Genomic DNA, 18,491 nt, shown 5'->3' on the forward strand with positions numbered 1-18,491 from the left:
CCTCGCCGCCGAACGGGATCACCGAGAACGCCACGAACGCCGGGATCGTCGAGATGACCGGGGCGATGAAGTACACCCGCTTGTCGGCCATCACCGGCATGATGTCTTCCTTGAACGCCAGCTTGAGCCCGTCCGCAAGCGACTGCAGCCAGCCGCCAGGGCCCACCCGGTTCGGGCCGGGACGCTGCTGCATCCGGCCCACCACCTTGCGCTCCCAGTTGATCATGAAGAGCGTCAGCACGACGCCGATCGCGAACAGGGCCACGACCTTCAGCAGGATCAGCCACAGCGGGTCGTCCGCCAGCAGCTGCTGCGTGCGGGTCAAGCCCTGGGCCAGCACGTCGGCACTCACGCCGTCACCCCCACCAGGTCGCCGTGCCCGACACCGAGGACGGTGCGGACGCGGGAGTCGCCCGAGTTGCCCGGCAGCCAGACGACGCCGTCGGGCAGGTCGGCCAGCGCCACCGGAAGCGTGATCTCGCCGCGGTCGGTGCGCACCGTGGCCGGGTTGCCCTCCGTCACCCCGAGCCGCTCGGCCGTGGCGGCGTTGAGCCGCACGTAGGCCGGGCGGGCGGTGCCGGCCAGTGCCGGCTCGTCGATCGTGAGGGTCGAGCCGTCGAGCAGGTGACGCCAGCTGGCGAGCACGGCCTGGCCGTACGCCGGGCGCAGCGGCTCACCGGCCGCGACCTTCGGTGCGGCCGGGGCGGGGCCGGACCAGCGGCCGAGCCGCGAGAGCTCGCCGGCGGCGGCCGCGGGCGTCTGGGTGAACAGGTCGGCGTCCATCTCGACGGCGAGGGTGTCGAGCACCCGGCAGTCCGGGAGCACGCCGCTCGCGTCGAGAGCCGGGCCGAACTCGCGGCGCCGCCCCTCCCAGTTGAGGTAGCTGCCGGCGCGCTGGGCGTCCGGGGCCACCGGCAGCACCACGTCGGCCAGCTCGGTGACGGCCGAGGAGTGCAGCTCGAGGCTCACGAGGAACCCGACGTCGCGCAGCGCGGCCAGCGCGGCCTCCGGGTCGGCGAGGTCGTACGGGTCGACGCCGCCGACGACCAGCGCCGCGATCTCGCCGGACCCGGCCGCGGCGAGGATCTCGTCCGTGTCGCGGCCCGGGGCGGACGGCAGCGTGCCGGCCTCCAGGCCCCACGCCTGCTCGACCTCGGCCCGCGCCGCGGCGTCGGCCCCCGGGCGGCCGCCGGGCAGCAGCGAGGGCACCGCCCCCGCGTCGAGGGCGCCGCGGTCGCCCGCGCGGCGCGGCACCCAGCCGATCGCCGCGCCCGTCCGCTCACCGAGCGCCGCGACCGCCGAGTACAGCCCGGGCACCTCGGCCGCGCGCTCGCCGACGAGGATCACGCCCCCGCCGGTGAGGGCCTCGACCACGTGCTGCGGGAGGTCGGCCAGCACCGCGGCCTCGGCGCCCGGCACGGCCGGGATCAGGTTGTCCTTCGCGGCCGGGGAGGCGGCGCCGGTCTCGAGCGAGGTGCGCTCGACCGCGGGCGTCGTCCACTGACCGAGGTGGAACACCCGCTGGCCGTGCTTGCGGGCCGCCTTGCGCAGCCGCAGGTAGACGACCGGCGCCTCCTCCTCGGGCTCCAGCGCGACGCACAGCACGGCGGGCGCGGCCTCGAGACGGGTGTAGCTGAGGGTCTCGGGGCCCTTGCCGACCACCTGCGAGGCGAGGAACTCCAGCTCCTCGGCCGAGTTCGTCCTGGCCCGGAAGTCGATGTCGTTGGTGCCGGCGGCCACGCGCGCGAACTTCGCGTACGCATAGGCGTCCTCGACGGTGAGCCGGCCGCCCGCCAGCACGCCGATCCCGCCGTCGCGGGCCGCGAGCAGCCCCTGCGCCGCGGCGTCGAGCGCCTCGGTCCACGACGCCTCGGCCAGCTGCCCGTCGGCGCCGCGGACCAGCGGACGGGTGATGCGGCCCTTCGACTTCAGGTACCGGAACCCGAACCGGGTCTTGTCGTCGATCCACTCCTCGTTGACCTCGGGGTCGTTGCCCGACAGGCGACGCAGGACGGTGCCGCGGCGGGTGTCGATGCGGAGGGCCGCGCCACTCGAGGTGTGCTCGTCGACGCCCGGGGTGGACACGAGGTCGAACGGCCGGGAGCGGAACCGGTACGCGGCGCTGGTGAGCGCCCCGACCGGGCAGATCTGGATCGTGTTGCCGGAGAAGTAGCTCTGGAACGGCTTGTCCTGCGCCACGCCGATCTGCTGCTCGGCCCCGCGTTCGAGGAGGTCGATGAACGGGTCGCCCGCGATCTCCTCGGAGAAGCGGGTGCAGCGCTGGCACAGCACGCAGCGCTCCCGGTCCAGCAGCACCTGGGTGGAGATCGGGAGCGGCTTCGGGAACGTGCGCTTCTCGTCGACGAACCGGGAGTCGGTGCGCCCGGTGCTCATGGCCTGGTTCTGCAGCGGGCACTCGCCGCCCTTGTCGCAGATCGGGCAGTCGAGCGGGTGGTTGATGAGCAGCAGCTCCATCACCCCCTCCTGGGCCTTCTTGGCCACCGGGGAGGAGTGCTGGGTCTTGACGACCATGCCGTCGGCCACCGTCATGGTGCAGCTGGCCTGCGGCTTCGGCATCGGCCGGCCGCCCATCTCCACCTCGACCAGGCACTGGCGGCACGCGCCCGCCGGGTCGAGCAGCGGGTGGTCGCAGAACCGCGGCACGATGATCCCGAGCCGCTCGCAGGTGCGGATCAGGATCTCGCCCTTGGGGGCATCGACCTCGATCCCGTCGATCGTGAGGCGGACGTGGCCCTCGGGGACGGGCCGCGCCTCCTTCTTCTCCTCGGGGGCGATCGTCATGCCTGGGCTCCAACCAGATCGTCCAGCTGCTCCGGACGCTGCACCGCGGGCTGCTCCGCGATGAGGTCCAGGAACTCCTGGCGGAAGTACTTGATGGCGCTCGTGATCGGGCTGGTGGCGCCGTCACCGAGGGCGCAGAACGAGCGGCCGAGGATGTTGTCGCAGATGTCGAGCATCGTCTCGACGTCGGCCTCGGTGCCCTCGCCGTGCACCATCCGCTCGAGGATCTGCACCAGCCAGAAGGTGCCCTCGCGGCACGGGGTGCACTTCCCGCACGACTCGTGCTTGTAGAACTCGGTCCACTTCATCACGGCCCACGGCACCGAGACGGTCTCGTTGAAGACCTGCACGGCCGTGGTGCCGAGCATCGAGCCCGCAGCGGCGGCGCCCTCGAAGTCGAGCGGGACGTCGAGGTGCTCGGCCGTGAAGATCGGGGTGGACGAGCCGCCCGGCGTCCAGAACTTGAGCGGGATGCCGTCCTTCATGCCACCCGCCAGCTCGAGGAGCTCGCGCAGCGTGATGCCCAGCGGCGCCTCGTACTGGCCGGGGCGCTCGACGTGACCGGACACCGAGTAGATCTTCGGCCCGGGGCTCTTCTCCGTGCCCATCGTGCGGAACCAGTCGCTGCCGCCCATCACGATCGCGGGAACCGATGCGATGGTCTCGACGTTGTTCACCACGGTCGGGGAGGCGTAGAGCCCCGACGTGGCCGGGAAGGGAGGCTTGAGGCGAGGTTGGCCGCGACGACCCTCCAGCGAGTCGAGCAGCGCCGTCTCCTCGCCGCAGATGTAGGCGCCCGCGCCGGCGTGCACCACGATCTCGAGGTCGAACCCGGAACCGAGGATGTCGGTGCCGAGGTAGCCCGCGGCACGGGCCTCGTCCACCGCCCGGCGCACCCGGCGGATGCAGTGCAGCGCCTCGCCCCGCACGTAGATCGCGCAGAAGTTCGCGCGGATCGCGAAGCACGTGATGATGCACCCCTCGATGAGCGAGTGCGGGTCGGCCATCATCGTCGGGATGTCCTTGCAGGTTCCCGGCTCGCCCTCGTCGGCGTTCACCACGAGGTACTTGGGCTTGGCACCCGGGCCGGTCGGGCCCTGCGGGATGAAGCCCCACTTCATGCCGGTCGGGAAGCCCGCGCCGCCGCGGCCCCGCAGCCCGGAGTCCTTCACCAGCTGGATGATCTGGTCGGGCTGGGCGGTGAGCGCGTGGCGCAGGGCCTGGTAGCCCTCCAGCTGCTCGTACGTGTCGATCGACCACGAGCGCGGCGACTGCCAGCGCCGGGTGAGCACCGGCGTGAGTTGGTCCACCATCAGTTCTTCTTCTCCGGCAGAGCAGGGAACGCGGGCGGGTTGTCGGGCATCGCGGGGGCCACCCAGCCGCGCTCGGAGGCGAGCTGCGCGCCGCGCACCGACTCCGGCGCGACCGACGGCCCCTCAACGCTCGAGGCGAGGTCTGGGAAGACCCCGGCGAGCTCCAGCTCCACGGTGCGGAAGTCGGTGAGCGGCGCACCCCGGGTGGGGTGGGGCTTCTCGCCCTTCTGCAGCGCCTCCACGAGAGCTTCCGCCGACTCCGGCGTCTGGTTGTCGTAGTACTCGTAGTTGACCTGCAGCACCGGGGCGAGGTCGCAGGCCGCGAGGCACTCGGCGTGTTCGAGGGTGATCGAGCCCGTGGTGCCGGGTTCGCCCGCGGTCTCCTCGTGGCCGACCCCGAGCTTCTCCTCGAGCCGCTTGTAGATGTCGTCGCCGCCCAGGGCCGCGCACAGGGTGTTGGTGCAGACGCTCACGAGGTGCTCACCGCACGGCGTGCGCTTGTACATCGTGTAGAAGGTGGCGACCGCCGACACCTCGGCGGTGGTCAGCTCCAGCGCGTCGGCGCAGTAGCGGATGCCGTCCTGGCTGACGTGGCCCTCCACGGACTGCACCAGGTGCAGCAGCGGCAGCAGCGCCGACCGCGACTGCGGGTACCGCGCGATGATCTCCTTGGTGCGCTGCCGGGTGAGCTCGTCGAACTTCTCGACGACCGGCCCGGCGTCCTCGACGACGGACTCGAACACCACTTCCTCCGGCCCGGTGATCGGGCCGTAGGACTCCGGCGTTCCCTCAGGCAGTGTCATCGGGCGACCTCGCTCCGCTCGGTTCGACGTGTCATCGGGCGACCTCGCTCCGCTCGGTTCGACGTGTCATCGGGCGACCTCGCTCCGCTCGGTTCGACGTGTCACCGGTCGACACCTCCCATGACGGGGTCGATCGAGGCGACGGCCGCGATGACGTCCGCGACCATGCCGCCCTCGCTCATCGCCGGCATCGTCTGCAGGTTCACGAAGCTTGGGTCCCGCACGTGGACCCGCACCGGCCTCGTGCCGCCGTCGGACACCAGGTGGAATCCCATCTCGCCGCGCGGCGACTCGACCGCCGTGTACACCTGGCCCGCCGGCACCGAGAAGCCCTCCGTGACCAGCTTGAAGTGGTGGATCAGCGACTCCATTGACTGGCCCATGATCTTGCGGACGTGCTCGAGGCTGTTGCCCATGCCGTCGGCGGCGATCGACAGCTGCGCCGGCCAGGCGATCTTGCGATCCTCGACCATCACCGGGCCCGGCTCCATCTTCGCCGCCGCCTGCTCGATGATCCGCAGCGACTGGCGGATCTCCTCGACGCGCAGCCGGTAGCGCGCGTAGCAGTCGGCCTCCGTGGCCACCGGGACGTCGAAGTCGTACTCCTCGTAACCGCAGTACGGCTCGACCTTGCGCAGGTCCCACGGCAGGCCGGCCGCGCGCAGGATCGGACCGGTGGCCCCGAGCGCGAGGCAGCCGTCCACCGGCAGGTAGCCGACGTTCTCCAGGCGCTGGCGCCAGATCGGCTGGCCGGTGAGGAGGTTGTCGTAGTCGGGCAGCCGCTTGCGCATGATCGCGACGAAGTCGGCGACCCGCTCCTCCCAGCCGTCCGGGAGGTCCTGGGCGAGCCCACCGGGGCGGACGAACGCGTGGTTCATGCGCAGGCCGGTGAGGAACTCCAGCAGGTGGAGCACCTCCTCGCGCTCGCGGAACCCGGCCGTCATGCCGGTGAGCGCGCCGAGCTCCATGCCGCCGGTCGCGAGCGCGACCAGGTGTGAACCGATGCGGTTGATCTCCATCAGCAGCACGCGGGCCACCTGGGCCCGCCGCGGGGCCTCGACGCCGAGCAGCTTCTCCACCGCGAGGCAGTAGCCGACCTCGCTGAAGATCGGCGACAGGTAGTCGGCGCGCGTCACGAACGTCACACCCTGGGTCCAGGTGCGGTACTCGCAGTTCTTCTCGATGCCGGTGTGCAGGTAGCCGATCACCGACCGGGCCTGCTGCACCGTCTCGCCCTCGAGCTCCAGCACCAGCCGCAGCACGCCGTGCGTGGACGGGTGCTGCGGACCCATGTTGATGACGATCCGGTCGTCGTGCTCCTCGTCGAGGAGCGTGTCCCAGTCGCCACCGGTGACCGTGTAGACGGTGCCCTCGGTGGTCTCCCGCGCCGGGGCGTAGGCGTCGAACGTGTCGTTGCTCATGTGTAGGCCCTCCGCTGGTCGGGCGGTGGGATCTCCGCGCCCTTGTACTCCACCGGGATCCCGCCGAGCGGGTAGTCCTTGCGCTGCGGGTGGCCCTCCCAGTCGTCCGGCATGAGGATCCGCGTGAGGGCCGGGTGACCGTCGAAGACGACGCCGAACATGTCCCAGGTCTCGCGCTCGTGCCAGTCGGCCGTGGGGTAGACCTCGACGACGCTCGGCACGTGCGCGTCGTCGACGTCGACCGACACCTCGAGGCGGATGCGGCGCCGGTAGGTCATCGACGTCAGGTGGTAGACGACGTGCAGCCGCTGCGGCACGTCCTCGCCGTAGTCGACGCCGGAGACCGAGGAGCACAGCTCGAAGCGCAGGGAGTCCTCGTCGCGCAGCGTGCGGCAGATCTCGAGGATCGACTCCCGCCGCACGTAGAAGGTGATCTCGCCGCGATCGATGGTGATCTGCTGCACTGCGGTCTGCGGGATGCCGCGTTCGGCCAGCGCCTCGGCGAACTCGTCGGCGAAGTCGTCGAACCAGCCGCCGAAGGGCCGCTCGGCCGGGGCGGGCACGTGCGCGGGCAGCCGGAGGCCTCCGAAGCCGGACGTGTCGCCCGAGTCGGAGACGCCGAACATGCCGCGCCGCTCGCGGGTGGGCCCGATCCGGGTGCCGCCCTCCGGCGTGGTCTGCTCGGATCCGACGGCCGTCGACGCGTCGGCCGGGGCGGAGGTCTGCTCGACCTCACCGCCCTTCGCGTCCTGCGCCCCGCCCGCCTCGAGCTCGGCCTCGTCGGCGCCCTTCCGCTCCGCGGAGGAGCCGGGCGTGCCGGTGTTGTTCTCGTCAGCCATGACGCGTCACTTCTTCTTCGCGAACTTGATCGAGGACGGCACCAGCTCCGTCTTGTGGCCGCTCGCGGCCAGCTCCGCGGCCCGCCGGTGGCCCAGCGGCTCGTCCATGATCTTGGCGTGGATCTTGAGGATCGCGTCCATCAGCATCTCCGGCCGCGGCGGGCAGCCGGGCAGGTACATGTCGACGGGGACGACGTGGTCGACGCCCTGCACGATCGCGTAGTTGTTGAACATCCCGCCGGACGACGCGCAGACGCCCATCGCGAGCACCCAGCGGGGCTCGGGCATCTGGTCGTAGATCTGGCGCAGGACCGGCGCCATCTTGTTGCTCACCCGGCCCGCGACGATCATCAGGTCGGCCTGGCGCGGCGAGGCCCGGAAGACCTCCATGCCGAAGCGCGCGAGGTCGTAGCGGGGGGCGCCGGTGGTCATCATCTCGATCGCGCAGCACGCCAGCCCGAAGGTGGCGGGCCACAGCGACGACTTGCGCGTCCAGTTGACCAGCTTCTCGACGCTGGTCAGCAGCACGCCGCTGGGCAGGTGCTCTTCGAGACCCATCTCAGTTCCAATCCAGCCCGCCACGCCGCCACACGTAGACGTAGGCGAAGCCGACCGTGACGATGAACAGCACGATCTCCACCAGCCCGAACAGGCCGAGCGCGTCGGCGCTCACGGCGAACGGGTAGAGGAAGACCATCTCGATGTCGAACAGGATGAACAGCATCGCCGTGATGTAGTAGGCGACCGGCATCCGGCCGCCGCCCACCACGGGCTGGGGCGACGGCTCGATGCCGCACTCGTAGGCGTCGAGCTTCGCGCGGTTGTAGCGGCGTGGGCCGACGTAGGGCGCCGCCGTCACCGAGAACAGGGCGAACGCACCTGCCAGGGCGAACAGCAGCACCAGCGGGAGGTAGGGATCGAGCATCCGTTCACCCTCGTCGTTCTCGTCGTCTCGTCGAATCGCTTTTATTGATTCCGTCCGGGACCCTAGGTCGGGCGTGACGCCCGACGGGACCCAGGCGAGCCTTACTCCAAGCTCGGTGTGAGCCTGGTCATTGCCGTGATCACGCGGTCGCCGACCGCGCCGTCCCTCGGGTCGTACAGGTTGGCGAGCAGCTTCAGGATGAAGCGCATGAGCGTGGCGCGCGGGAGGCCGTACTTCGTGGCCATCCCCATGATCGTCGGGTTGCCGATGAGCTTCGAGAACATGTTGCCGATGCGGTAGTAGCTGCCGAGCGCCTGGCCCATCGCCACCGGGTAGCCGGCGAGCGCCGCCTCCGCGGACGCACCGGAGCGCGCGTGGGCCTGCACCGCGCAGCGGGCCGCGATGGCCGCCGACTCCATCGCGTACGCGATGCCCTCCCCGTTGAACGGGTTGACCATGCCGCCCGCATCGCCGACCAGCAGCAGGCCGGGCCGGTAGTGCGGGGTGCGGTTGAACCCCATCGGCAGCGCTGCGCCGCCGACGCTGCCGACCGCGTTCTCGTCGCGGTAGCCCCACTCCTCCGGCGTGCCGTCCAGCCACGACTTGAGCAGGGCGCGGTAGTCGGTGTTGCCGTAGGCCTTGGAGGTGGACAGGATCCCCAGCCCGACGTTCGACGTGCCGTCACCCATGCCGAAGATCCAGCCGTAGCCGGGCAGCAGTTTCGGGTTCGCCGGGTCGGAGCGGTCCCACAGCTCGAGGTGGCTCTCGAGGTGGTCGTCGTGCGTGCGGGGGGAGTTGTAGTAGCGGCGCACGGCCACACCCATCGGGCGGTCCTCGCGCTTGGCCATGCCCAGCGAGAGCGCCAGCCGGGCGCTCACGCCGTCGCAGGCGAGGGTGAGTGGCGCGCGGAACGAGACCGGCCGCCTGTCCTTGCCCTTGCCGACGGTGCCGGTGACGCCGACGACCCGCCCCGAGCGCTCGTCGGTGATCGCCTCGGTGACCGTGGTGTCCTCGTGCAGCCGGGCGCCGAGCTTCTCGGCATGGCGCACGAGCAGCTCGTCGAAGTCCTGGCGGGGTCGCACGGCGCCGAAGTCGGGGAAGTTCGCCAGCGTGGGCCATGCCAGCTCCAACGTGACCCCGCCGCCCACCACCCGCAGGCCCTTGTTGTGCAGCCAGCCGTTCGCCTCGGAGCAGTCGATGCCGAGGTCGATGATCTGCTTCATGCCGCGGGGCGTGAAGCCGTCGCCGCACACCTTCGCTCGCGGGAACGTCGACTTCTCGAGCAACAGGACGTCCAGCCCGGCCCTGGCGAGGTACGCCGCGGCCGTGGATCCGGCGGGACCCGCGCCGACGACGATGACGTCGGCGTCCGTTGTGGTGGGTTCGGGCGCGGCCATGCGGCTCCTTGTGAACGGATTCACGAAGTCGTCCCCGAGTCTAAGCACCCTGGTCCAGGGCCGCGTCCTCAGGTCGGTCCGGAATGCCGGTTGTCATGGGCGGGTGGCGCGGTGGAGGGCCACGGCGCCGAGGGCGAGGTCCCGCCACGCGACGCCGCTCCAGCCCGCCGCGGCGATGCGGCGGGCCAGCTCCGGCTGGGCGGACCAGTCCCGGATCGACTCACCCAGGTACGCGTAGGCCTCCGGGTTGCTCGACACCCTGCGGGCGATCGCGGGCAGCACGTGCTCGAGGCCCACGTAGTAGGCGGCGCGGAACGGCGCGACCCTCGGCCTGCCGAACTCGCACACCACGAGCCGCCCGCCCGGGCGCGTGACGCGGGCGAGCTCGGCGAGGGCGGCGTCGGGGTCGGCGACGTTGCGCAGCCCGAAGGAGATCGTGACCGCGTCGAAGGCGCCGTCGCGGAACGGCAGGTGCAGGGCGTCGGCGGCCACCTTGGGCACGGGGCGGTGGGCGCCCGCCCGGAGCATGCCGAGCGAGAAGTCGGCGGCCACGCACCAGGCCCCCGACAGCCGCAGCTCCACCGTCGAGACGCAGGTGCCCGCGGCGAGGTCCAGCACGCGCTCCCCCGGGCGCAGCCCGAGCGCGTCCCGCGTGAGCCGCCGCCACCGCCGGTCCTGACCCGCGGTGAGCACGGTGTTGGTCAGGTCGTAGCGGCGCGCGACGCCGTCGAACATCGCGGCGACGTCGTGCGGGTCCTTGTCGAGGTCTGCCCTGCTCACGCCCGGGAACGCTACGCGCCGGGCACGCGGGTGCCCGCGTCCGGGAGGTGTCGGACGCGGGCGGGTTCGCACCGCGGCTCACGCGGGGCGCAGCAGGTCCTCCAGGCCGATCCGCCGGTAGAAGTCGGCCCGGATGCGGTCACCGTGGTCGAAGACCTCCTCGGCGCCGTCGTGCGCGGGGTCGACGTGCACCCGGAACGGGCGCTCTCCCTTGGGGAGGTCCACCACCCGCGCGATCCGGCGGGCCACCTCGGCCGGGTCCGCGTCGGCGGGCACGAGCCGCGCCAGCCGCTCGGCCACCTGGTCGGTCAGGCCGGCGTAGCGCTCGTCGTAGGCGGCCACGATGTCGGCGCTGCCCGCGCGCCCGGCGTGGGCGAAGTGGTTCGTGCCCCTCGTGAAGGCGCCGGGCACGACGATCGTCGTGTCGATCCCGAAGCGCGCGAGCTCGGCGGCGTAGCTCACGGCCAGCGCGTCCTCCGCGGCCTTGGCGGCGAAGTACGGGCCGAGGTAGGGCGGGGTGCCGCCCCGGCTGCTGCTGGACCCGACCCACACCACGAGCCCGTCCCCCTGGGCGCGCAGGTGCGGCAGGACGGCGCGGTTGACGCGCTGGGTGGACAGCACGTTGGCGTCGTAGACGGCCGCGAGCTGCTCGGGGGTGAACGCCTCGGCCGGCCCGAGCACCATGTGTCCCGCGTTGTGCACGACCACGTCGAGCCGGCCCACCTCGGCGACGATGTGCCCGATCGCGGCGTCCACCGAGGCCTGGTCGGCGACGTCCATCTCGACGGCGCGCAGGTCGACGCCGTGCTCCCGCGCGTACTCGCGCAGCGCGGTGACCGCGGGGGCGTTGCGGCCCGTGGTCTCCCGCATACCGGCGTGGACGGTGTGCCCCGCGTCGGCGAGGGCCCGGACGGTGAGCGCCCCGAACCCGCTGGACGCCCCGGTGACGACGATGTTCTTCGCCATGATCCTGCTCCTTCTCAGATGACTCCGCCGTTGGCGTAGAGGACCTGTCCGTTCACCCAGCGGGCAGGCCCTGCGAGGAACGCGACCGCCTCGGCGATGTCGGCGGGGACTCCGAGCCGCTCCAGCGGCGACATCGACGCCAAGTGGTCGACCACCGACTGCTCCTTGCCGTCCAGGAACAGCGGCGTGGCGGTCGGGCCGGGCGCGACGGCGTTGACGGTGATGTCGCGGCCCCGCAGCTCCCTGGCCAAGATCAAGGTCATCGCGTCCACGGCGCCCTTGCTCGCGGCGTAGGCGGTGTAGGTCGGCAGCGCGATCTTCGTCACGGAGGTGGAGAAGTTGATGATCGCGCCGCCGCTGCGCACCCGGCGGGCGGCCTGCTGGTCCACCACGAACGTCCCGCGGATGTTGGTGCGGTGCATCCGGTCGAGGTCGTCGAGGTCGAGCTCGGCGAGCGGGGAGAGCAGCATGATCCCCGCCGTGTGCACGACCACGTCGACGCCGCCGTAGCGCCGTTCCGCCTCGTCGAAGAGGGCGGCCACCTCGTTCTCGTCCCCGACGTCGGCCTGCGCCGCGCTCGCCGTGCCCCCGGCGGCGAGGATCGCGTCCACGGCCTCCTGCGCTCGCCCGGGGTTGCCGGCGTAGTGCACCAGCACACTCATCCCGTCCGCGGCGAGGCGCTCGGCGACCGCCCGCCCGATACCGCCGGAACCGCCGGTGACGATCGCGACGCGCGGAGTGCTCTCCGTCATGATCCCGCTCCTTCGTAGCGCTGTTCCGCTTGGTCGAGATCGACGCTAACACTGCCGTCGTATCGGCGCTACGGCTTTGCGGAATCCGCGTTATGACCTGCGTAACATGCGTACGCCTCATTCGTTAGTGACGCTACGATCGACTGGTGGACCTGCGCACGCGGATGCTCGACGCCGCCGAGGAGCTGCTGAACGCCTCACCGGACCGCGACATCGCCACGCGGGCGGTGTGCGAGGCGGTGGGCGTCGGCGCGCCCGTGCTCTACCGGCTCTTCGGGGACAAGAACGGCCTGCTCAGTGCGCTGGTGGACTACGGGTTCGACCGCTACCTGGCCACGAAGCGGGCCGCCGCGCCGTCGGAGGACCCGGTCGAGGACCTGCGCAACGGGTGGGACACCCACGTCGAGTTCGCGAGGTCCCACCCGGCCGTCTACCGGCTGATGTTCTCGCCGAGCTTCGCCACCGTGCCCTCCGCCGCCGAGGAGGCGATGCGCCTGCTGCGCCGGGTCCTGGATCGGTGCGCGGCCGCGGGCAGGCTGCGCGTCGAGCCCGGGCTGGCCGCCCAGATGATCATGTCCGCGAACATCGGCCTGGCGCTGAACCTCGTCACGCAGCCCGAGAACTACCCCGACCCGGAGCTCTCCCGGCGGGTGCGCGACGCCGTCCACGCCGCCGTGCTCGGGCCCGGCCGCCCGGCAGGCGAAGACGGCCAGGACTCGCTGGTGGTCGCCGCCCTGCAGCTGGCCGCCGTCCTGCGGAACCGCCCCACCGAGCTCGGCGAACCCGAGACCGCACTGCTGCGGCACTGGCTGGACACGCTGGCCGGCACCCCGTCCACGCCCGCACGCACCGCATCCCGCCCCACGCACACCGTCGGCGGGTAGCGCCGGCCGGAACGGGGCGCGCGGATCAGGCCGACAGCATGCCCAGCATCCCGGCCACCGAGGCAGGCCAGCCGAACTGCTCCGCCCGCGCCCGCGCCGCGGCGCGCCGGCCCGCCTCGTCGGCCGCCAGCAGCGTCGTGACGCCCGTTGCGAAGGCCTCGGGACGGTCCAGCGCGGCGGCCCCGGACGGGCCGACGATCTCCGGCAGCGCGGAGGACGCCGACACCACCACGGGCGTACCGCTCGCCAGTGCCTCCAGCGCGGACAGCCCGAACGTCTCGTGCGGGCCGGGGGCGAGCGAGACGTCCGCGGAGGCGAGCAGCCGGGCGAGCTGCCCGCGGTCGGGGACGAACCCGATGAACGTCACCGGCAGCCCGGCGGCCCGCCGCTCCAGTGCGGGCCGCCGCGGCCCGTCCCCCGCGACGACCAGCCGCACCCGGTGCCCCGCCGCGCGCAACGCGGCCACGGTGTCGATGCTGCGCTCCGGGTGCTTCTCCGGCGAGAGCCGCCCGCAGTGCACGAGGAGGGTGTCCGCGCCCGCGACGAGCCCGGAGCGCAGGCCGGGGTCGTGGTGGCGGGGCGAGAACGCCGTGAGGTCGACGCCCAGCGGCACCTGCGCCACGTTCCGCGCGCCGATGCGGTCGAACTCCGCCCGCGCGAACGACGTCGTGCAGACGACGGTGTCGTAGGCCGCCGCCATCCGGGCGTTCGCCGCGTCGGCGACGCGCCGGGCCGCGGCAGCCGGCAGCAGGAACTGCGCGAGGAGCCGGTCGAGCCGCTCGTGGGAGATCACCACGCTCGGCACGCCGTGCCGCGTCGCCCACGCCCCCAGCCCGCGCAGCGTCAGCCGGTCCGACACCTCGATCGCGTCCGGGCGCAGCCGCTCCAGCAGCCGCTGTACCCGCCACGGGTCGACCGCCCGGTAGCCGCCGGTGCCGGGCAGCCCGGGTGCGGCGATCGTGATCCGCCGGATGCCGGTGGGCAGGAGCTCGTCCGCCGACCGCGGGCCCGGCACCACGAGCACGACCTCGTGGCCCCGCGCGCCGTAGCCCGCGCCCAGGTGGTGCAGGGCGGTGCGCAGGCCGCCGGAACGCGGGCCGTAGAAGTTCGCGAGCTGGACGATCCTCACGCTGCGGCCGCCGTCCGACCGATCACCTCGGCGTAGTGGGCCACCAGCTCGTCGCACACCGCCGACCAGGTGCGGCGCAGCACCGACCGCCGGGCGGCGGCGCCGAACCGGCGACGCAGCTCCGGGTCGGCGAGGGCTGCGACGGCCGCGCGCAGCTCGACGTCGGCCGCCCGGGACACACCGTCGTCCGGGGTGGCGCCGTCGGGGTGCGGCGGCACCAGGAAACCCGTGCGGCCCGGCAGCACGAGGTCCCGCGGGCCGCCCGCGTCCGGGGCCACCACGGGCAGCCCGGACGCGAGTGCCTCCTGCACCGCCTGGCAGAACGTCTCGGACGGCCCGGTGTGCACGAACACGTCGAGCGATGCGTAGATCCGGGCGAGCTCGTCGCCCTCCCGGAAGCCGAGGAACGCCGCGGCCGGCAGGACCGCGCGCAGGCGGTCCTCGCTGGGCCCGCCGCCCACGACGACGAGCCGGGTACCCGGCAGCCCGTGCAGCGCCCCGAGCCGCTCCACCTGCTTCTCCGGCGCCAACCGCCCGACGTACCCGACGAGCAGCTCACCCCCGGGGGCCAGCTCGGCGCGCAGCCCGGCGTCGCGCTTGGACGGGGTGAACCGCCGCGTGTCGACGCCGCGGGCCCACTGGTGCACCCGCGGCACCCCGCGCTCCCGCAGCGCCGCGGTGGCCCAGCTCGACGGCGCGAGCGTGCGGTCGGCCTGCCCGTGCAGCCGGCACGTCCAGCGCCAGGCCGCACGGGCGGTGAGGCCGAGGCCGTAGGAGGAGGCGAAACCGGCCACGTCGGTCTGGTAGACCGCGACCGTCGGGATGCCCAGCCTGCGCGCCGCCGCGAGCCCCCGGTACCCCACGACGAACGGCGCCGCGAGGTGCACGACGTCCGGCCCGAACTCGCGCAGGGCCGTCAGCACCCGCCTGCTCGGCACGCCCACCGGCATCGACGACACCACCGGCAGGTTCAGCTCCCTGATCCGCACGACCGGGGCGCCCGCGTACTCCGTCGGCCCGTCCATCCCCGGCGCCACGACGAGCACGTCGTGCCCGGCGGCGGTGAGGTGCTCGACCACGCGGAGCACCGAGTTGGTGACGCCGTTGACCACGGGGAGGAAGCATTCGGAGACGATCGCGACGCGCACGGTGGCACGGTCTCCCGGCGGGGGATCGCGCTGGTGGCGCGCCACCCAACGGGGAACCAACACCCCGTGTCGGTCGCACAGTTGGCCGGGTGATCGTCGGCAGGTCACCTGCGGGACGCACCCGGGACACCGGAGGCCGTGACGCTCGGGCCACATGACCGTCCAGCACGATCCGAGCGCACCCCCGGCCCCGGTGGAGGCCGGACTGATGTCCCGTGCCCTCGAGGTGGCCGGGCGGCTCGCCAACGACGCGGCCGAGGTGATCACGGCGACCGCAGGCCGGGAGCACCACAGCGGCGCAGCGCACAAGGCCAACCCGTTCGACTGGGTCACCGACACCGACCGGACCCTCGAACGCCACACCCGCCGGGTCCTCGCCGCGGAGTTCCCCGGCGTTCCGGTGGTCGGTGAGGAGTACGGCGCCGACCCGGACGCCCACCACGCGCCGTACCGGTGGGTCGTCGACCCCGTGGACGGCACTGCAAACTACGTCGCGGGATTCCCGTGGTGCGCCTACAGTCTCGCGCTGGTGGACGCCTCCGGCCCCGTGGTGGGGGTGATCGCCGACCCGAGCCGGGCCCAGATCTACGCCGCCGCCCGCGGACGAGGGGTGCGGGCGAACGGCGTCCCGGTCCGGGTCGTACCCCGTGCGCTGGCGGGCGGGCTGATCTGCGCGGAGCTCGGTCCCGGCCGCACGGCCGGCTTCACGCGGTGCGCCGCCGCGGGCCACACCGCGATCCGCTCACTCGGCTCGTCGGCGCTCGCCATCACGCAGGTGGCCCTCGGTCACGCCGTCGCGGCGGTGCTCGAGGGCCACCGCGAATGGGACGTCGCGGGCGCCGCCTGCCTCGCCACCGAGGCCGGCGCGGTGATCGTCGACGGGAGCGGGCGGCCCGACCCGCTGCCCGGCGCGGCGATGATCGTCGCACTGCCCGGCGCGCTGGACGCCGTGCTGGCCTGGTGGCGCGCGTCCGGGGAATGACGCACGGCCACGACCCACGCGCACTCCCGGCGCGCGGGGTAGCGTCCGCGCGATGGTGAGCCTCGACGACGTGGCCGGCATCGCCACGCAGCTACCCGAGGTCGTCGAGATCGACCGGCGCGGCAACCGCGCGTGGGCCGTATCCGCGACCAAGCGCGGCGGGCCCACGGTCTTCGCCTGGGAACGGCAGTTCAGCAAGGCGGACATCCGGCGCTACGGCGCCGAGACCCCACCGACCGGCCCGATACTCGCGATCCGCGTCGCCGACCTCCACGAGAAGGAGGCCGTGCTCGCCGCCAACCCGGACGCCTTCTTCACGATCCCGCACTTCGACGGGTACGCAGCGGTGCTCGTCCAGCTCGACGAGGTCACCGGGCCGGCGCTGCGGGACGCGATCCTCGACGGCTGGCTGGCCTGCGCCCCACCGGAGCTCGCGGAGCGCTACCGCGCCTAGGAGTGTGCGCGGGGCGGAGCGGCCCGTCTCAGCGCACCGAAGTGCCGTTCGCTCCACCGGCGTGGCGGCGGCGGCGCAGCCACAGCGCCAGCGGGCCCAGCACCGCCCACACGGCCGCGAGGGCGAGCGCGAGCGGGCCCGCCTCGCCGAACGCGCTGCTCCCGGCCACCCGGACGAGCTCGGGGTTGCCGAGGTCGTACTCGACGGCCACCGACTGGCCCACCTGCAGCCCGGACGGGTAGAAGACGCCGTGCTCCGGCACCACGGTCTCCCCGCTCGCCACCGTGAAGCGGACGACCGTGCGGGCGAACGTGGACCCGTCGAGCACATCGGCCTGCGCGTAGCCCGGGTTCGCCGAGATGGCGCGGTCGTCGACGGCGGCGCCGGCCAGTGCGAGCAGCCCGAGCACCGTGGCGAGCACGGCGATCCCGACGACGATCTCGGCGGACCGGTTGACCGCGAACCGGCGGATCGGGCGCACCAGCGATGCCAGCTCGTCGATCGCGCGGGTGCGCTCGGCGTCTGTCGTCCGGGTGCCACTCGTCACGCCCCCCATCGTATGAGGCCTGGTCGGAACGCCGGTGTGGCCGGTACCTCCCGGGGTCGGGCGCACACGAACCGGCACCGCCTCTTACTCTCGGAAACGTGACGATCGCCCCGCTACCGACCGGGTTGGGCGTGCGAACCAGGCGCGTCGACCCCGGCGGCCTGCTCGAGCTCCTCCCGGACGACCGCAACCCGCTGGCGTGGGTCCGCGGAGCCGACGGGCTCGTCGGCTGGGGCGAGGTCGCCCGCCTCACGGTGTCGGGCGAGAACCGGTTCGCCGAGGCCGACGCGTGGTGGCGCTCCTTCCGGGACCGACTGCGGGTCAGCGACGAGGTCGGCGTGCCGGGCACCGGCCCGGTGGCGTTCGTGAGCTTCACCTTCAGCGACACCTCGCCGGGCTCGGTGCTGGTGGTCCCGCGGGTCCTCGTCGGGCGCCGCGACGGGGTCGCGTGGATCACCGAGTTCTCGCCGGGCGACGGCCCCTCGGTGCGGGCCGTCACGCCCGTCCGGCCGAGCGGGGCCCTCCGGTTCGCCGACGGGCTGCTGCCGGTGGCCGGTTACCGGAAGGCCGTGGCGGAGGCCGTGCGCCGGATGCGCGCGGGCGAGCTGGACAAGGCCGCGATCGCCCACGACCTGCTCGCCGTCGGCGACGCCCCGCTCGACCCGCGGTTCCTCCTCGCCGGCCTGGCCCGGCGCTACCCCACCTGCTGGTCGTACTCGGTCGACGGTCTCGTCGGCGCCACCCCCGAGCTGCTGGTGCGCCGCGAGGAGGGCACCGTCTCGTCGCGGGTGCTCGCGGGCACGATCTGGCCCGGCGAGTGCGACGACCTGCCCGGACAGCTGCTCGGCTCGGCCAAGGACCGCCACGAGCACGCCCTCGCCGTCGACTCGCTCGCCGACGCGCTGCGACCGATGTGCAGCGCGCTCCACGTGCCGGACACCCCGTCGGTGATCGCGTTGCGCAACGTCTCGCACCTGTCCAGCGACGTGCACGGGACGCTCGACCCGCAGTCGCCCGCGTCGCTGCTGCAGCTCGCCGCCGCCGTGCACCCGACGGCCGCTGTCGGCGGCACCCCGCGCGAGGCCGCGCTCGCACTCATCGCGGAGCTGGAGGGCATGGACCGCGGCCGCTACGCGGGCCCCGTCGGCTGGATGGACGGCGACGGCGACGGCGAGCTCGGGATCGCGCTGCGGTGCGCCCAGCTGGACGGGCCCACCGCGCGCCTGTTCGCGGGCTGCGGCATCGTGGCCGACTCCGATCCGGACACCGAGGTGCGGGAGGCGGCGGCGAAGATGCTCGCCGTCCGCGACGCGCTCGAGGACGCCGGGCTGGACTGAGCCGCTCGACAA

At 73.2% G+C, this 18,491-nt stretch carries 19 protein-coding genes; 4 read left to right on the top strand and 15 right to left on the bottom strand.

The window, feature by feature from the left end:
- The 12 genes from ABEA81_RS16300 to ABEA81_RS16355 form a co-directional block, all read right to left on the bottom strand.
- Positions 1–325, bottom strand: a 325-nt coding sequence (locus ABEA81_RS16300) for an NADH-quinone oxidoreductase subunit H (RefSeq protein WP_345606145.1), incomplete at its 3' end; no start/stop codon positions are given.
- 23 nt (positions 326–348) lie between these two features.
- Positions 349–2,802, bottom strand: coding sequence for an NADH-quinone oxidoreductase subunit G (locus ABEA81_RS16305; protein ID WP_345605945.1), 2,454 nt, complete (start codon positions 2,800–2,802; stop codon positions 349–351).
- Positions 2,799–4,115: an NADH-quinone oxidoreductase subunit NuoF gene (gene nuoF, locus ABEA81_RS16310; protein ID WP_345605946.1), complete on the bottom strand. Its 1,317-nt coding sequence runs from the start codon at positions 4,113–4,115 to the stop codon at positions 2,799–2,801. The genes ABEA81_RS16305 and nuoF overlap by 4 nt, the downstream gene beginning before the upstream one ends.
- A complete protein-coding gene (nuoE, locus tag ABEA81_RS16315; RefSeq protein ID WP_345605947.1) occupies positions 4,115–4,918 on the bottom strand; it encodes an NADH-quinone oxidoreductase subunit NuoE in 804 nt (267 codons plus the stop codon). The genes nuoF and nuoE overlap by 1 nt, the downstream gene beginning before the upstream one ends.
- 101 nt (positions 4,919–5,019) lie before the next feature.
- Positions 5,020–6,339, bottom strand: coding sequence for an NADH-quinone oxidoreductase subunit D (locus ABEA81_RS16320; protein ID WP_345605948.1), 1,320 nt, complete (start codon positions 6,337–6,339; stop codon positions 5,020–5,022).
- On the bottom strand, positions 6,336–7,178 hold the full coding sequence (locus ABEA81_RS16325; RefSeq protein WP_345605950.1) for an NADH-quinone oxidoreductase subunit C: 843 nt from the start codon (positions 7,176–7,178) through the stop codon (positions 6,336–6,338). The genes ABEA81_RS16320 and ABEA81_RS16325 overlap by 4 nt, the downstream gene beginning before the upstream one ends.
- Before the next feature lie 6 nt (positions 7,179–7,184).
- On the bottom strand, positions 7,185–7,736 hold the full coding sequence (locus ABEA81_RS16330; protein ID WP_345605951.1) for a NuoB/complex I 20 kDa subunit family protein: 552 nt from the start codon (positions 7,734–7,736) through the stop codon (positions 7,185–7,187).
- A gap of 1 nt (position 7,737) precedes the next feature.
- Positions 7,738–8,103: an NADH-quinone oxidoreductase subunit A gene (locus tag ABEA81_RS16335; RefSeq protein WP_345605953.1), complete on the bottom strand. Its 366-nt coding sequence runs from the start codon at positions 8,101–8,103 to the stop codon at positions 7,738–7,740.
- A 101-nt stretch (positions 8,104–8,204) separates the two neighbouring features.
- The gene (locus ABEA81_RS16340) at positions 8,205–9,500 is read right to left on the bottom strand and encodes a geranylgeranyl reductase family protein (RefSeq protein WP_345605954.1); all 1,296 of its coding nucleotides are present in this window, start codon (positions 9,498–9,500) and stop codon (positions 8,205–8,207) included.
- A 93-nt stretch (positions 9,501–9,593) separates the two neighbouring features.
- A complete protein-coding gene (locus ABEA81_RS16345; RefSeq protein WP_345605955.1) occupies positions 9,594–10,280 on the bottom strand; it encodes a demethylmenaquinone methyltransferase in 687 nt (228 codons plus the stop codon).
- Between the two features lie 78 nt (positions 10,281–10,358).
- A complete protein-coding gene (locus ABEA81_RS16350) occupies positions 10,359–11,246 on the bottom strand; it encodes an SDR family oxidoreductase (RefSeq protein ID WP_345605956.1) in 888 nt (295 codons plus the stop codon).
- A 14-nt stretch (positions 11,247–11,260) separates the two neighbouring features.
- Entirely contained in the window at positions 11,261–11,998 is a 738-nt protein-coding gene (locus tag ABEA81_RS16355) for an SDR family oxidoreductase (protein WP_345605957.1), read from the bottom strand.
- 146 nt (positions 11,999–12,144) lie between these two features.
- On the opposite strand from ABEA81_RS16355, the gene ABEA81_RS16360 reads away from it, so the two are divergent.
- Positions 12,145–12,882: a TetR/AcrR family transcriptional regulator gene (locus ABEA81_RS16360; RefSeq protein WP_345605958.1), complete on the top strand. Its 738-nt coding sequence runs from the start codon at positions 12,145–12,147 to the stop codon at positions 12,880–12,882.
- Between the two features lie 25 nt (positions 12,883–12,907).
- Here ABEA81_RS16360 and ABEA81_RS16365 read toward each other — a convergent pair whose 3' ends face one another.
- Both ABEA81_RS16365 and ABEA81_RS16370 read right to left on the bottom strand, forming a co-directional pair.
- On the bottom strand, positions 12,908–14,011 hold the full coding sequence (locus tag ABEA81_RS16365) for a glycosyltransferase (protein WP_345605959.1): 1,104 nt from the start codon (positions 14,009–14,011) through the stop codon (positions 12,908–12,910).
- Entirely contained in the window at positions 14,008–15,159 is a 1,152-nt protein-coding gene (locus tag ABEA81_RS16370; protein ID WP_345605960.1) for a glycosyltransferase family 4 protein, read from the bottom strand. The genes ABEA81_RS16365 and ABEA81_RS16370 overlap by 4 nt, the downstream gene beginning before the upstream one ends.
- Before the next feature lie 154 nt (positions 15,160–15,313).
- Here ABEA81_RS16370 and ABEA81_RS16375 point away from each other — a divergent pair, with 154 nt between their 5' ends.
- The gene (locus ABEA81_RS16375; RefSeq protein WP_345605961.1) at positions 15,314–16,141 is read left to right on the top strand and encodes an inositol monophosphatase family protein; all 828 of its coding nucleotides are present in this window, start codon (positions 15,314–15,316) and stop codon (positions 16,139–16,141) included.
- Between the two features lie 52 nt (positions 16,142–16,193).
- Positions 16,194–16,595, top strand: coding sequence for an MmcQ/YjbR family DNA-binding protein (locus ABEA81_RS16380; RefSeq protein WP_345605962.1), 402 nt, complete (start codon positions 16,194–16,196; stop codon positions 16,593–16,595).
- A 28-nt stretch (positions 16,596–16,623) separates the two neighbouring features.
- Here the strand turns inward: ABEA81_RS16380 and ABEA81_RS16385 are convergent, their stop codons facing one another.
- Complete coding sequence (locus ABEA81_RS16385) at positions 16,624–17,142, bottom strand: DUF3592 domain-containing protein (protein ID WP_345605963.1); 519 nt, start codon at positions 17,140–17,142, stop codon at positions 16,624–16,626.
- Positions 17,143–17,240: 98 nt separating this feature from the next.
- Here ABEA81_RS16385 and ABEA81_RS16390 point away from each other — a divergent pair, with 98 nt between their 5' ends.
- Positions 17,241–18,479 carry an isochorismate synthase gene (locus ABEA81_RS16390; protein ID WP_345605964.1) on the top strand — a complete coding sequence of 413 codons (1,239 nt, stop codon included), beginning with the start codon at positions 17,241–17,243 and terminating at the stop codon, positions 18,477–18,479.
- The last annotated feature ends 12 nt before the right edge of the window (positions 18,480–18,491 follow it).

This window comes from Pseudonocardia adelaidensis, assembly GCF_039543345.1.
Lineage (GTDB): Bacteria > Actinomycetota > Actinomycetes > Mycobacteriales > Pseudonocardiaceae > Pseudonocardia > Pseudonocardia adelaidensis.